The 14,517-nt window shown below is 59.5% G+C and carries 12 protein-coding genes and 1 tRNA gene; 7 read left to right on the top strand and 6 right to left on the bottom strand.

What is annotated here, in order from left to right:
- The 5 genes from ASD32_RS01940 to ASD32_RS01920 form a co-directional block, all read right to left on the bottom strand.
- Nucleotides 1–1,512 (bottom strand): Ig-like domain-containing protein (locus ASD32_RS01940; RefSeq protein ID WP_156383005.1); only part of this gene is annotated, 1,512 nt, incomplete at its 3' end.
- A 131-nt stretch (nt 1,513–1,643) separates the two neighbouring features.
- Nucleotides 1,644–2,198, bottom strand: coding sequence for a hypothetical protein (locus ASD32_RS01935; RefSeq protein ID WP_060636195.1), 555 nt, complete (start codon nt 2,196–2,198; stop codon nt 1,644–1,646).
- On the bottom strand, nt 2,195–3,016 hold the full coding sequence (locus ASD32_RS01930) for an EAL domain-containing protein (protein ID WP_060636194.1): 822 nt from the start codon (nt 3,014–3,016) through the stop codon (nt 2,195–2,197). The genes ASD32_RS01935 and ASD32_RS01930 overlap by 4 nt, the downstream gene beginning before the upstream one ends.
- A 739-nt stretch (nt 3,017–3,755) precedes the next feature.
- Nucleotides 3,756–3,831: transfer RNA gene (locus tag ASD32_RS01925), tRNA-Thr, on the bottom strand.
- A gap of 123 nt (nt 3,832–3,954) precedes the next feature.
- Nucleotides 3,955–4,914, bottom strand: a complete 960-nt coding sequence (locus tag ASD32_RS01920; protein WP_060636193.1) for a nitronate monooxygenase family protein — start codon at nt 4,912–4,914, stop codon at nt 3,955–3,957.
- Nucleotides 4,915–5,201: 287 nt separating this feature from the next.
- Between ASD32_RS01920 and ASD32_RS01915 the strand changes: the two genes are divergently transcribed.
- Entirely contained in the window at nt 5,202–6,356 is a 1,155-nt protein-coding gene (locus ASD32_RS01915; protein ID WP_060636192.1) for a hypothetical protein, read from the top strand.
- Between the two features lie 46 nt (nt 6,357–6,402).
- Here the strand turns inward: ASD32_RS01915 and ppk2 are convergent, their stop codons facing one another.
- Entirely contained in the window at nt 6,403–7,284 is an 882-nt protein-coding gene (gene ppk2, locus ASD32_RS01910; protein ID WP_060636191.1) for a polyphosphate kinase 2, read from the bottom strand.
- A gap of 140 nt (nt 7,285–7,424) precedes the next feature.
- Here ppk2 and phoR point away from each other — a divergent pair, with 140 nt between their 5' ends.
- From phoR to phoU, 6 genes are all read left to right on the top strand, one after another.
- The gene (gene phoR / locus ASD32_RS01905) at nt 7,425–8,672 is read left to right on the top strand and encodes a phosphate regulon sensor histidine kinase PhoR (protein ID WP_060636264.1); all 1,248 of its coding nucleotides are present in this window, start codon (nt 7,425–7,427) and stop codon (nt 8,670–8,672) included.
- A gap of 193 nt (nt 8,673–8,865) precedes the next feature.
- Nucleotides 8,866–9,900 carry a substrate-binding domain-containing protein gene (locus ASD32_RS01900; protein ID WP_060636190.1) on the top strand — a complete coding sequence of 345 codons (1,035 nt, stop codon included), beginning with the start codon at nt 8,866–8,868 and terminating at the stop codon, nt 9,898–9,900.
- Nucleotides 9,901–10,000: 100 nt separating this feature from the next.
- Entirely contained in the window at nt 10,001–11,485 is a 1,485-nt protein-coding gene (pstC, locus tag ASD32_RS01895; protein WP_060636189.1) for a phosphate ABC transporter permease subunit PstC, read from the top strand.
- Nucleotides 11,482–12,804, top strand: coding sequence for a phosphate ABC transporter permease PstA (gene pstA / locus ASD32_RS01890; protein ID WP_060636188.1), 1,323 nt, complete (start codon nt 11,482–11,484; stop codon nt 12,802–12,804). Before pstC ends, pstA begins: the two co-directional genes overlap by 4 nt.
- Before the next feature lie 12 nt (nt 12,805–12,816).
- Nucleotides 12,817–13,632 (top strand): phosphate ABC transporter ATP-binding protein PstB, encoded by an 816-nt coding sequence (gene pstB, locus ASD32_RS01885; RefSeq protein WP_060636187.1) that lies wholly within the window; start codon nt 12,817–12,819, stop codon nt 13,630–13,632.
- 74 nt (nt 13,633–13,706) lie between these two features.
- On the top strand, nt 13,707–14,420 hold the full coding sequence (gene phoU / locus ASD32_RS01880; RefSeq protein WP_060636186.1) for a phosphate signaling complex protein PhoU: 714 nt from the start codon (nt 13,707–13,709) through the stop codon (nt 14,418–14,420).
- Nucleotides 14,421–14,517 lie beyond the last annotated feature (97 nt).

The following is a 14,517-nucleotide window of genomic DNA, read 5'->3' as shown; positions in this document are numbered from 1 at the left end:
GGCGTCGACATAGGCAGCCGTGGAAGATGGTCCATCATTGCCAGCGGCATCGGTGGCCTGTGCCGTGACCGTGCCCGTTGTCTGCACACCGGGCGAGGTGATGCTGTACTGTCCATTGGGGCCAGCCACGACGGTTCCGGATGTTCCATCGGGATAGGTGACGGTGAGCGTCGCACCGGGCTCAGTGGTTCCCGTGACGGTGATGGTGCCGTCACCATTGCCGGTGACGGTGACTGAGGGAGCTGCGGGATCGACGGCGTCTGTGTAGGCGGCCGTGGCGGGTGGCCCGTCATTGCCGGCCGCATCGGTGGCCTGTGCCGTCACTGTGCCTGAGGACTGCACGCCGGGCGAGGTGATCGTATAGTTTCCGTTAGGCCCCGCCACGACTGTTCCGGATGTTCCATCGGGATAGGTGACGGTAAGGGTGGCACTGGGTTCTGCGGTTCCCGTGACGGTGATGGTACCATCGCCATTGCCGGTGACGGTGACTGAGGGAGCTGCGGGATCGATGGCATCGACATAGACCGCTGTGGTCACCGGCCCATCATTGCCAGCCGCATCGGTGGCCTGGGCGATTACCGTTCCCGTTGTCTGCACACCGGGCGAGGTGATGCTGTAGTGTCCGGCGATATCGGCGATCACCGTGCCGGTCGTTCCATCGGGATAGGTAATGGTGAGCGTGGCACCGGGTTCTGCGGTTCCTGTGACGGTGATGGTGCCGTCGCCATTGCCGGTCACCACCACCAGCGGCGCTCCCGTCGCCGTATCGACTGTAATGTCGAGCAGTTCCGAAACCGGGCTGACATTGCCATCCGCGTCGGTGGATGTGGCGGTCAGCAGGTGTTGGCCGTCCGCCAGCGGAGGCGACGGCGTGAATGTCCATGCGCCATCGGCGCCTGCCTGCGCGGTTCCGATCAGGCGGCCGTTATCGTAGATATGGACAGTGCTGCCGGCTTCGGCGGTTCCGGTGAGGACGGGGCTTACATCATTGGTGGTGGAACGGTGCTCGATCGGGCGGGCCGGCAAGTCGGCGTCGTCTGCCGCTGCAAAGTCCGGTCGTGAAGGGGAGGTCGTATCCGTATCGGCTTGAGGCTTCTCATCGCTGCCGCCAGCCGCTGCAATGCCGCCTGCGCCCGTAAGTGCAGCGCCAAGAAGTCCAAGCAAGATCAGTGTCGAGTCATTGTCTTCGATCCTCTCCAGCACAACTTGCGCATCGGCAATGCCGTCTCCGCCGCCGAGCGCCGGGTCGAAATTCGCCAGCCATTGTGCATTGTCATCAACGAAGACGAGATTGTTATATTGGGCGCCGCCGGTAAAGAAGCCTTCGATGCGCAGCACTTTGCCGTCATCGAATTCGATGACCAGGTCATTGCCTTCGCGCCCGTAATTCCGCACAGTCGAGGCGTCGCCCGCGAGCAGGAAATTTGTCGGTTCCCCCGGTGCGCGAACGATGCCTGCATCGCGGGAAATGGAGAGATCGTTTTGCTGACTGAGCTTCATCTGCGCGACCATTCTTGAGCCTTCCCGTGATGCTGAAATCAGCGTGTTCTTTAAGTTTCAGGTTCGTTTGCCGGTGAGAAATGCGGATTGTTGCAGGTTTCAGAGGTGATTTTGGTGGCCCGCAAGGCGAGCGCCGATGGAGGTCATGCCGCGCCTATCTCCGGCCTTGCTTGGTCTGCGCGAACGGTTTTCAGGCGTTCCGCGAGCTCAGCTTGAGAAAGCCCAAGAGTTGTCGCCGCGAGGCCGAAATCAAGGGAGTGATGATGCAGGGTCGCCAAAATCACCGCGTGCTCGATCTGCGCGATCGGCAGTCCGGCAAGGATGCCGATCGCATTCCAGATTGTTCGAGGCGTCAGTGACGGTGTCTGGACGGACAGGAGCATGACGATATGATCGAGCATCCGCTCTTCGCTGGATGCGGCGAAGATCGCGCCCGGCGGGCTTTCCGTTTCGGTAAAGACATAGGTCACGCTATCGGCATCGAGGGACAGCAATCCCGTCGCGCGGATCAAAATACCCGGCTGTGGCGCCTCAAGCATGCTGTACAGAGCCGGGCCTGCCGCTTCCTGTCCGGAAAGCGCCGAGAGCAGGGAATGGAAGATGGTCAGGTCCGGACGGAATGAGGTTATTCCCGTCTCGCGTGCAATGGTGACGCAAGGTCCGGGTGCGGTCGCTGGAGGCTGCAGGGTTGGCGTCATTGCTTTTTCCTGCCGGCTCTGACAAGGCGCCGCAAAGGCCGGTATGCCGGGTAGGAATGGTGGAGAGGAGAATGGGTCGGGCGCGACAGCAGATAGCCTTGCAGATGGGTGGCGCCCGCAGCGAGTGCGGCCTGCATATGCTCCTCGGTTTCCACGCCCTCGACGACAACGATGGGGACGGCACACGCCGCAAGCCCGACAATGTGATAGAGGCTGCCGCGGCCATCGTGACCGCGCAGGATCCGGTGCGTGAAGGAGGCATCGATCTTGACGATATCAACGGCAACGTCGAGCAGACGCGATGGCGCGGCATAACCAGCGCCAAAATCGTCGATGGCGATCCGGCATCCGGTAGCGCGCGCGGCTTTTAGAAATTCCTGTGCCGCCGCCGGATAATGCAGCGGCGCCGTTTCGGTGACTTCCAGAATCAGCCGGGACGCGGCGATGCGATGATGCTGAATGCTGTCCAGCAGCAGTGCGCAATGGTCCGGATTGGAGAGCGTATGAGCGGAAAGGTTGCAGCCGAGAACCGCATCCGGTTCGCTTGCCAGCTCCTGGAAGATCAGTTCGAGCATGTAATGGTCAAGCACGGCAGCGCCGCCAGCCCCTTCGAGGTAAGGGACGAACGCTCCGGCTGAATGGACCACGCCCCATTCGTCGATCATCCGTGCCAGGCACTCGGAATAGAGCAGCTTTCCGGTATTGCCGACGTCATGCACGCCTTGTCTGGCGGCAAAGATCCTGCCTTCGGAAAGTGCGGATTTGGTGCGGGCTATGCGCGAGAGTGCAGGCTCCTCATAAATGCTTGGCACATTCATTCTCTCATTCCTGATCCGTCTGTAGAGCATAGTTCGCTATAGATTCGCCGGGATGGCGAATTCTTTGGTTCATGTCCCTGTATTTATGCAGATGTGCCAACCATGTTTTGATGTGTTGACGGTAATATAAAGAAATATATTGCAGTGCTGATTTATTCTTAGAATTAATACATAGATGCACGCTCAATCGTGATCAATCACGACCATTTACCGGAACGCATTGTCAGACCGTTCTCTAGCGACCCGGATCGCCCTCTCCTCCAGAAGACCCGATCCAATGCATCGATCGTGCTTTCCCTCTTACGAAGCATCCCGATTAGCACTGCGGTGATTCGCTCAACCATCAGGAAATGCTACATGAAGACAATATCTATTTCAAGTTGTCTACAATCTAAAATAACACCTAAGATTGTATCTATCAATACTTGTAGGTGGCGGAAGAAGCGTGTGATTCCGATTACGCTTAATGGATGGTTTATAGGGCGGCAGGATGGGTTTGCCGATCGCCCGGGCGCAAGGGAGATATTCGGCATCGGATGCTACGTGGTTTCTGTAAGCCAAGACCCACATTGGCGCTCGGTGGCACATGGCCTATATGGCGGTGAGGGAATGTTGTTCGGCTCCGATATCAGCCATATATCGGCCTTGGAGAAAGCTTGTGCCTAATCTGCGGCCATAGGGAGATCGGAGGCGAGACGCCGCGTGATACGACCGAAAGCCTGACAAATTGAAGGAAAAATGGTGCCGCTTAGAGGACTCGAACCTCTGACCCCATCATTACGAATGATGTGCTCTACCACCTGAGCTAAAGCGGCCAGCATGCGTTGCGCAAGGCTGCGAAACGATGTGTGAGGGGCTGATACCCGCAAACGGATGCGATTTCAAGCCATCAGTGTTGGGAAGGGCAAAAAAGCTTGGGGCAAGTGGCGTGGCGCTTTTTAGAGCGCCAGCCTCTGTCTCGCTTGCGCATATTCGAGCGCCAAGCGGTCGACGAGGCTTGCGGTCGGGGCGATCTCCGTGACGGCGCCGATGCCCTGGCCGCAGCCCCAGATATCCTTCCAGGCCTTGGCGCCCGATGTTGCCGTCTCGAAATCCATCTTGGACGGGTCGGCTTGCGGCAAATGGTCGGGATCAAGGCCGGCGGCAACGATCGAGGGCTTCAAATAGTTGCCGTGGATGCCGGTGAACGAATTGGAATAGACGATATCGGCGGCCGCGCTGTCGACGATCATCTGCTTGTAGGCATCGCTGGCGCGTGCTTCAGTGGTGGCGATGAAGGGCGAGCCGATATAGGCCATGTCGGCGCCCATGGCCTGCGCAGCCAGAACCGCACCGCCGGTGGCGATTGCGCCCGAAAGCAGAAGTGGTCCGTCAAACCAGGTGCGGATTTCCTGAATGAGGGCGAAGGGCGACAGCGTGCCCGCATGGCCGCCGGCGCCGGTGGCAACCGCGATCAGACCGTCGGCGCCCTTGCGGATGGCTGAATTGGCGTGGCGGTTGTTGATCACGTCATGCAAGACAATGCCGCCATAGGAATGGATTGCGGCATTGACCTCGGGCACGGCGCCGAGCGAGGAAATGACGATCGGGACCTTGTATTTGACGCAGAGCATCAGGTCGTGTTCGAGGCGCCTGTTGGATTTGTGCACGATCTGATTGACCGCGAAAGGGGCTGCCGGTTTATCGGGGTTGCGGGAATTGTAGGCCGCCAGGTCTTCGGTGATCTCGGCCAGCCATTCGTCCAGCTGTGCTTCCGGCCGCGCGTTTAAGGCGGGAAACGAGCCGACCACACCGGCCTTGCATTGGGCAAGAGTCAGCGCCGGATGCGATATGATGAACAGCGGCGCTGCGACGGCGGGCAGGCGCGTTGTGCCGGTGAGAATGGCTGGCAGGGACAAGATTCACTCCCGTTTTGTGTTTTTTGACGTTTCCGTAAACGTAAGAACTTTAGCAGCGGAGCTGGGTTTTGCAAGGCCGATTTGTTGCCGGCGGTGTGGTGGTTGGGTTGAAAGTACCGGGTTTTCCCCGGTGCTGACGGCCCGTTTGCCGCGCAAGGCTTGCAGATCGCAGCGTCAACCGTTACCCAATTGTTAACACGTCTAAAAGCGTGCCGGGAAAGCGGTATGCCGCCGTAAGGACGGATTGACTGCAAGGCCGATGCGGCCTGCACCAAAAAGGACGAAGAGTGAGCGGACTGGAAACTGCGATCAGACAGGCGCTGGAGCGTTCCGAAAGGGCGAATTCCGAAACCCGTGCGCGCATCTATCAATCGGCGCGCAACGCGCTCGAGGCCGGGCTTAAAAAGCAGGATGTGCACGATCCCGATGTGATCGCCCAGCAACGCCACCGGCTCGAAGGGGTGATCCACGCCATCGAACTGGAAGAGCGGGCCAGCTTAAAGGCCGCCGCATCCGCATCCGAGCCGCCGCCGGTGAGTGTTGCGGCAAGCGAGGTGCCTGCACCCTCCGCCGAGCTTGATCACGATATCCACTTGCCCACGCAGCGCAATGAGGACCGTGCTGAAAGCCCTGTGCTCGACGGCGGGCTTGCGGGCTTGCGGCCGGAACGCCGTGAGGGACAGCGTGCCGCCGACACGGCACCGCTTGAACCGGTCGTGGGCAAGCGCGGCAGGGCAGGCAAGGCCGCCAAAGCCGAGACACAGGCGGTCAAACCCCGCCGGCGCAAGCGTGGCAGCTTTCTCTCCTTCGTCATGGTCATCACGACGCTGGTCGCAGCCGTTGTGATGGGCGCCTGGTGGGTTGAAACCAGCGGACTTTTGAAGACGGCGGCGGAGCGCGATACCAGCGTCGCCAACCCGCCCTCGACGGTGCAGTCGGAAGATTTCGACGGTGAGGCGGGCTTGAAGACGCTTGGGCCGCAGGCGGGGTTCTCCGGTGACTGGATCGATGTCTTCACGCCTGCCGATACCAGCAATGTCACCGCGGGCAGCCGCGCTGCGGCCGATCCTGTCGGCGACGAGCGCGGCCAACGCCTTCGCATCACATCGGCCATAGCGGATGCCGATGGCAACGTGTCGGTCGAAATCCCGGCGTCGATCCTCGAACAGATGTCCGGCAAGACGTCCACCGTGGCGCTCAGCGTCCAGGCCGATGGTGGCAAGCAGACGCAGTTTTCCGTCGAATGCGATTTCTCATCGCTCGGCGATTGCGGCCGTCACCGGTTCACGGTGAACGATGAAAAGAGTGATATGCTGTTCCAGGTAACGTTCGATCGCAGCCTGGCACCGAGTTCGCCGGGCCGCATCCTCATCAACAGTGATGTGACCGGCGCCGGCAACAGTCTCAGTGTCTATGCTGTCCGGGTGCTTCCCGGCCAGTAACAGACAGCGTCAGCGGTTTCGCGATGAACAACCGCGAATGCCACGGCTATTTGACGAAGCCGTGGCCAAAGCCGAGGATCTTGTCGTCGATCTTGCCGATCGCGCTCTTGTCCTTGCCGTCATAGTCCAGCGAATTGAGCAGGTGTCGGATCAGGTTCAGATGCGCCCGTTTCTTGTCGTTGGCGCGAACCACGGTCCAGGGTGCGGTGTCGGTATGCGTTGCCTTCAGCATGCTGTCGCGCGCCTCGGTATAATCATCCCATTTCGTCAAGGCGGCGATATCCATCGGCGAGAGCTTCCACACCTTCAACGGATCGTGACGGCGGTCGTGGAAGCGCTTCAGTTGCATCTCGCGGCCGATATCGAGCCAAAATTTGAAGAAGAATATATTGTCGCCGGTGATCAGCTTCTCCAGCCGTGGCGTGTGTTTCAGGAATTTTTCATGCTGTTCCGGCGTGCAGAAGCCCATGACCGGCTCGACGCCGCCGCGATTGTACCAGGAGCGATCGAACATCACGAATTCGCCGGCCGAGGGGAAATGCGAGATGTAACGCTGGTAGTACCACTGACCCTGCTCGGTCTCGGTGGGTTTCGGCAGAGCGACGACACGGGCGGAACGGGGATTGATATAGGACCGGATGGCATAGATCGAACCACCCTTGCCGGCCGCATCGCGGCCCTCAAACAAAGCCAGCACGCGTTTGCCGGTTGCCTGCAGCCAGAACTGGACCTTGACCAGCTCGATCTGCAACTTCTCGAGAAGATCGTCATATTCGTCGCCGTCGAATTTCTTCTCATAGGGGAAGTCGCCGGACGCCAGCGCATTGTTGTCGATCCAGCCGGGCAACTTCGGATCGTCAATGTCGAAAATGCGCTCCTTGCCGTTGACGATCAGTTCGACCGGCTTGTTTTCCTGAATATCCGTCATCCCGTATCCTTGCTTTGTATTGTACGGCCGGCCGCCGATTTCACGGGAGGAGGCCACAATTGCATTGCGAATTCAAGCATGCCGTGAAAATCATGTCATGAACCTCCGCTATCACCGGTCAATTGCACCGTGCACGTGAGATGATTTTGGAAGATACAGCAAATGTCTGGGAGCGACTGAAGCAGACGGCCAGGTCGGAGATATGGATCATCGGCCTGTCGGTCGCTGCAGCCGTTGTCCTTGTCCTGTCGGGCATCCATACGGCAGCCGTGCTGCTGTTCTGGCTCGTCTGGATGATCGTGCTCTTCAATCGCTCCGCCGATCCCAAGCCGCCGGTCGCAGCCGTTGCACCCTCCGTGGTGGAAGAAACCGATCTCGACATGCTCGCGACGGTCTTCAACGCTCTCGATACCCCGATCCTGGTGATTGCGCCGGATGAAACCGTGCTTTTGCAGAATCAGGCGGCAGAAAAAGCTTTCGGCACCATTCCGCCCAATACCGACCTTTCGGCACGGGTCCGCTCGCCGGGCATCCTCGACATGGTTCGCGAAACCATCGTCACCGGCAAGGTCAACCAGATCGAGCATTCCGAACGTTTTCCGTCCGAAGCCGTCTATATCGTGCGGGTCGCACCGGCGCAGGTCGGCGAGAAAGCCGATGAGCGGCTCTATATCCTGTCTTACCGCGATATTTCGCAGGCGCGCCGCATCGACCGGATGCGCTCTGATTTTGTTGCCAATGCCAGCCATGAGCTGAGAACGCCGCTCGCCTCCCTGCGTGGCTTCATCGAGACCCTGCAGGGGCCGGCCCGCAATGACCAGAAGGCGCACGAGAAATTTCTGGGCATCATGCACGAGCAGGCCACGCGCATGAGCCGGCTGGTCGATGATCTCCTGTCCCTGTCGCGGCTGGAGCTCAAATCGCATATCGCGCCGGATGAGGCGATCAACCTCGCGCCATTGCTTGGCCATGTGCGTGATGCGCTGGCGCCGCTTGCGGAAGATGTCGGCGTTGAGATTTCGCTGATCGTGCCGGATGATCCGGTGATCGTGCAGGGAGATCGCGACGAGCTGACGGAAGTTTTCGAGAACCTGATCGAAAACGCCTGCAAATATGGACAGGAGGGCAAAAAGGTCGAGGTCACGCTGTCAGGCGGCGGCGATATGCCTGCGGAAGTATCCGTTCGCGATCACGGGCCGGGCATCCCGGCCGAGCACGTTCCACGCATTACCGAACGATTCTATCGGGTTAACGTGGAGGCCAGCCGGTCGAAAAAAGGCACCGGCCTTGGGCTTGCCATCGTCAAGCATATCCTCACCCGCCATCGCGCCCGGCTGCTGGTTCAGTCTGAAGTCGGCAAGGGCACGGTGTTTACCGTCAGGTTTTGACATAAACCCGCGGTGCGAAAAGTCATTTATTAGAAATATATAGGTATTTCAATAACTTGATTTGTCACAAATGTTTCGTCAACTTGACATAAAAGGTGTGGGCATCGGGCGCTAACTAGGGCGGCCGATCGACACGGCGAAGCGAGCGCTGGTGAAACGCGCACCCACACAAGCCCATTATGGGAGTATTTTGATGAAGTCCTTGAAACTTACTGTTGCAGCTCTGGTTGCATCCGCCGCTTTTGCAGGCGTTGCCATTGCTCGCGACCAGATCCAGGTCGCTGGTTCCTCGACAGTTCTGCCTTACGCAAAGATTGTTGCCGAAACGTTCGGCGAAACCTTCCCTGACTTCAAGACCCCGGTTGTTGAATCGGGTGGCACCGGTGCCGGCCTGAAGGAATTCTGCAAGGGCGTTGGCCCGGACACGATCGATATTGCCAACGCATCGCGCAAGATCAAGGACAGCGAGCTGGAAACCTGCAAGGCAGCCGGCGTTACCGAAGTCCAGGAAGTAAAGATCGGCTATGACGGCATCGTCTTCGCAACCGACAGCAGCAATGCTGACCTGAAGCTTGAGCCGAAGGATATCTACCTGGCTCTCGCCGCTGAACTCGTTATCGACGGCAAGCTTGTTGCCAACCCTTACAAGAAGTGGTCGGAAGTCAACAAGGACCTGCCGGACGTTGAAATCGCCGCTTACATCCCCGGCGAAAAGCACGGCACGCGCGAAGTCTTCGACGAGAAGATGCTGGCCCACGGCTGCAAGGACACCGGCGCTGACGTTGCCATCAAGGGCATCGTTGCCGACGAAAAGGAAGCTGCCAAGAAGTGCATCGCTGTTCGCAAGGACGGCCTGGCGATCGATATCGATGGTGACTACACCGAAACCCTCGCCCGTATCGCGTCCAACAAGAACGGCATCGGCGTTTTCGGCCTGTCCTTCTATGAAAACAACGCTGACAAGCTGAAGGTTGCCACCGTCAGCGGCATCGTTCCGTCGGGCGCAACGATCGCTTCGGGTGAATATCCGGTTTCCCGCCCGCTGTTCTTCTACGTCAAGAAGGCTCATCTCGGCGTTATCCCGGGCCTGAAGGAATATGTTGAATTCTTCCTCGACGACCAGATGGTCGGCCCGGAAAGCCCGCTGGCTGCCTACGGTCTCGTTCCGGCTCCCGATGCCGAGCGCGAAGCTGACCGCAAGGCCTTCACCGACGGCAACATGCTCTAATATAAGTCAAGAATCCGGCACGGCGAAACGCCGTGCCGGACCTCCCGAAGTATGCGGATTTGCCGGCTTTCAATGATTGATGGGCCGGGGGGACATATCGATGAGCACTTCTCTTATTCTTTTGGTCATTTTGATCGTTGGCCTTGGGGCATTTTTTGCCGGCCGTGGGCGGGCGATGGCCAGCTCCAAAGGCAAGCTTTCCGCCCTGCATTCTCTTCCTGGTTATCACGGCGCCTATGTCGCCATCTGGGCGGTTCTGCCGGCTGTTTTCGTTCTTGCCGTGTGGCTTCTCGCCAGCCCGTTTTTCGTTGAAAATTCCGTCCGGTCCGCTTTGCCGGAAACTGTTCAAAGCCAGGGCGGTGCGACCACCGAGCTGATGCTCGGCCAGGTCATGCAGGTTGCCAATGGCCTGAAGCTTTTGAACAGTGCTGAGCTTGAAGCCGTCACCAACGGCTCTTCCAGCCTGCGCGACGCGCTGGCTGCCAAGGGCGTTCCAATGGCCAATGCCGGCGAGCCTTATATGGTTGCGGCGGCCCAGCATTATAACAGCTTGAGAGACGGCAGCCGATGGGTGATGAGCGCGGTCGTGCTAATCATCGCCCTTGCCGGCGCTGTTTTCGCCATTCGCGGTATCAGCGCGCCCTTCAGAGCCAGAAACCGTGTCGAGCGCGTCATGCTCGGTACGCTGCTTTTGGCCTCTTCCATCGCGATCCTGACGACGGTCGGCATTGTCGGCTCGATGTTGTCGGAGGCCATCCGCTTCTTCCAGTCGGTATCCCCCAGCGCATTCTTCTTCGGCACTGTCTGGGATCCGCGCTTTTCGGCGGCAGGCAGCGGCGGCACGGAAGGCCAGTTCGGTCTTCTGCCGCTTCTCGCGGGTACGCTCTATATCGCCTTTGTCGCCATGCTCTTTGCCGTACCGGTCGGCCTGTTCGCCGCCATCTATATGGCCGAATATGCAAGGCCTGTGGTGCGCGGCATTGCCAAGCCGCTGCTCGAAATTCTCGCCGGCATTCCGACCATCGTCTACGGCTTCTTCGCGCTGGTGACGGTCGGGCCTTTCCTGCGCGATATCTCGGCGCAGCTGAATGGGCTGGTGACGGGAAACTACGTCAACTTCATCCAGGCGCAGAGCGTTCTCACCGCCGGTCTCGTCATGGGCATCATGCTGATCCCGTTCGTCTCCTCCCTGTCGGACGATATCATCACGCAGGTGCCGCGTTCGCTGCGCGACGGCTCGCTCGGTCTTGGCGCCACCCGCTCCGAAACCATCAAGCGCGTCATCCTGCCCGCAGCACTTCCCGGCATCGTCGGTGCTCTGCTTCTGACGGCTTCGCGTGCTGTCGGTGAGACCATGATCGTGGTGCTGGCTGCCGGTGTTGCCGCCCGCATGCAGCTCAACCCGTTCGAGGCGATGACCACGGTCACCGTCAAGATCGTCAACCAGCTGACGGGCGACCTCGAGTTCAACTCGCCTCAGACATTGGTGGCGTTTGCTCTCGGCATCACGCTGTTTGCCATCACGCTCTGCCTCAACATCTATGCACTCTATATCGTGCGCAAGTATCGGGAACAGTACGAATGACCGACATGACATCCTCCGTACAGTCCACCTTCGTGCGCCCGGCGCAGACAAAACGCGATATCGGCATCAAGAAGCGCTACGCTGCCGAACGCCGCTTCAAGGCTTATGGCCTGACGGCAATCCTGATCGGCCTGTTCTTCCTCTTCGTTCTGTTGTGGACCGTCGTCTCAAAGGGCTACACGGCCTTCCAGCAGACCGCGATCACCCTGCCGATCGAGTTTTCGGAACAGATCATCGATCCGAAGAATGAGCGTGGCGCCAATCCGTCCAAGCTGATGACCGCAAACTATCCTTTTCTGGTGCGTGACGCGCTGATCAAGGCACTCGGCATCGATCCGGCCAACAGGCCGCTCGTCCGGCAGGCGACGGACATGGTTTCGGCCAGTGCCCGCACGCAGCTTCGCGATATGGTGGTTGCCAATCCGGCCATCATCGGCACGACCGCCACTGTCTCTCTGCTCGCGGAAGGCAATATCGACAGCGCCAACAAGGGCCAGATCGACCTGACCGTTGCCGAAGCCAACCGCAAGGTAAAGGATCAGCAGCTGGAATGGATGAAGCAGCTGACCGAAACCGGCGCAATGGCCAAGCAGTTCAACACCGGCCTGTTCACCTATGGTGCCTCCAGCCGTCCTGAAGCCGCCGGCATCGGCGTCGCCGCACTCGGTTCGCTGTACATGATGCTGATCGTCCTGGCGCTTGCCCTTCCGATCGGCGTTGCGGCATCGATCTATCTGGAAGAGTTTGCGCCGAAGAACCGGCTGACCGATCTGATCGAGGTCAATATCAACAACCTCGCGGCGGTTCCCTCCATCGTCTATGGTCTGCTCGGCCTGTCGATCTTCATCAACTTCGCCGGCATGCCCCGTTCGGCCGCTGTCGTCGGTGGTCTGGTGCTGACATTGATGACGCTTCCAACGATCATCATCGCCACCCGCGCAGCCTTGAAGGCGGTGCCGCCATCGATCCGCTCGGCAGCTTTGGGTCTTGGCGCGTCGAAGATGCAGACCATCTTCCACCATGTCCTGCCGCTCGCCATGCCAGGCGTGCTCACGGGCACCATCATTGGCCTGGCGCATGCGCTCGGCGAAACCGCGCCGCTTCTTTTGATCGGCATGGTGGCCTTCGTGGTCGATTATCCGGGCTCGCCGATGGACCCGTCCACTGCTCTGCCGGTCCAGATCTATATGTGGGCCAACGAAGCCGAACGTGCATTTGTCGAACGGACTTCGGGTGCGATCATGATCCTCTTGATCTTCCTCGTCGTCATGAACCTGGGCGCAATCCTGTTGCGGCGTCGCTTTGAGCGGCGCTGGTAGTGAGGTAGAAACATGAACATGATGTCAGAAGCAGCAGTTGAAAAGGCGCTGGACCAGAAAATGAACACTGTTCCCTTCAAGATGATCGGAAAGGACGTTTCGGTATATTACGGCGAAAAGCGTGCGCTTTTCGATGTGAACCTCAACGTCCGTGAAAACACCGTCACCGCGCTGATCGGCCCGTCCGGCTGCGGCAAATCGACGTTCCTGCGCACACTCAACCGCATGAACGACACGATCGACAGCTGCCGCGTCACCGGCAAGATCACCCTCGACGACGGTGATATCTACGACCCGAGCATCGACGTCGTCGAACTGCGCGCCCGCGTCGGCATGGTGTTCCAGAAGCCGAACCCGTTCCCGAAGTCGATCTACGAGAACGTCACCTACGGTCCGAAGATCCACGGTCTCGCCCGCACCAAGGCCGAACTCGACCAGATCGTCGAGTCGAGCCTTCAAAAGGCTGGTCTCTGGAACGAGGTGAAGGACCGCCTGCACGAATCCGGCACCGGCCTGTCCGGTGGTCAGCAGCAGCGCCTGTGCATTGCCCGCGCCGTTGCCGTCAGCCCGGAAGTCATCCTGATGGACGAACCCTGTTCGGCGCTGGATCCGATCGCGACTGCCAAGGTCGAGGAACTGATCCACGAACTGCGCACGAACTATACGATCGTCATCGTCACGCACTCGATGCAGCAGGCCGCCCGCGTCTCGCAGCGCACCGCCATGTTCCATCTCGGCAATCTCGTCGAGGAAAACGACACCGACAAGATGTTCACCAATCCGGACGACCAGCGGACCCAGGACTACATCATGGGCCGCTTCGGCTGAGGACGCTTTCGCCACCCTGTCATGAGGGCAGGGTGGTGGTCTTCCAACCCGAATTGTGATCGCAAGGAAAAACAATCATGTCTACGCACATTGCTTCCGTCTATGACGAAGATCTGAAGTACCTGACCCGGCGCATCTCCGAGATGGGCGGCCTGGCCGAACAGATGGTGGCCGAATCCGTGCGCGCCCTGGTCAATTCCGACCTGGCGCTCGCCCAGAAGGTCATCTCCGACGATGCCATTCTCGACGAGGCCGAGCGCCAGATTGGCGAGAAGGCGATCGTCACCATCGCCAAGCGCCAGCCGATGGCGGCTGACCTGCGCGAAATCATGGGATCGATCCGCATCGCGGCCGATCTGGAGCGCGTCGGCGATCTCGGCAAGAACAACGCTAAGCGCGTCATCGCCGTTGCCCATGCCAGCCTACCCCGGCAACTGGCGCGCGGCCTTGAGCATCTGGCCGAGCTTGCGCTCGTTCAGCTCAAGGAAGTGCTCGACGTCTACGCCTCGCGCTCACCGGAAAAGGCCAACAGCATCCGCGAACGCGACAACGAGATCGATGCAATCTACACCTCGCTGTTCCGCGAACTCCTGACCTACATGATGGAAGACCCGCGCAACATCACGCCCTGCACGCATCTCCTGTTCTGCGCCAAGAACATCGAGCGTATCGGCGATCACGCCACCAATATCGCGGAAACCATCTACTACATGGCGACTGGCGCACAGCCTGTTGGCGAGCGTCCGAAGGACGATACGGCCAATACGGTTGGCGCAATCGGCAATTGATGCCCGCAGTAAAGTAAGTGAAATCTTACGGATAAATGCGCGAGCGGCCGCTGGAGCCGCTCGGCAAGCCTTCGGCCAGCCGGCCGGGCGCCAAGGA

The sequence above is a fragment of the Rhizobium sp. Root483D2 genome (assembly GCF_001426685.1).
Lineage (GTDB): Bacteria > Pseudomonadota > Alphaproteobacteria > Rhizobiales > Rhizobiaceae > Pararhizobium > Pararhizobium qamdonense.
This window is presented reverse-complemented; position numbering and strand designations above follow the sequence as displayed.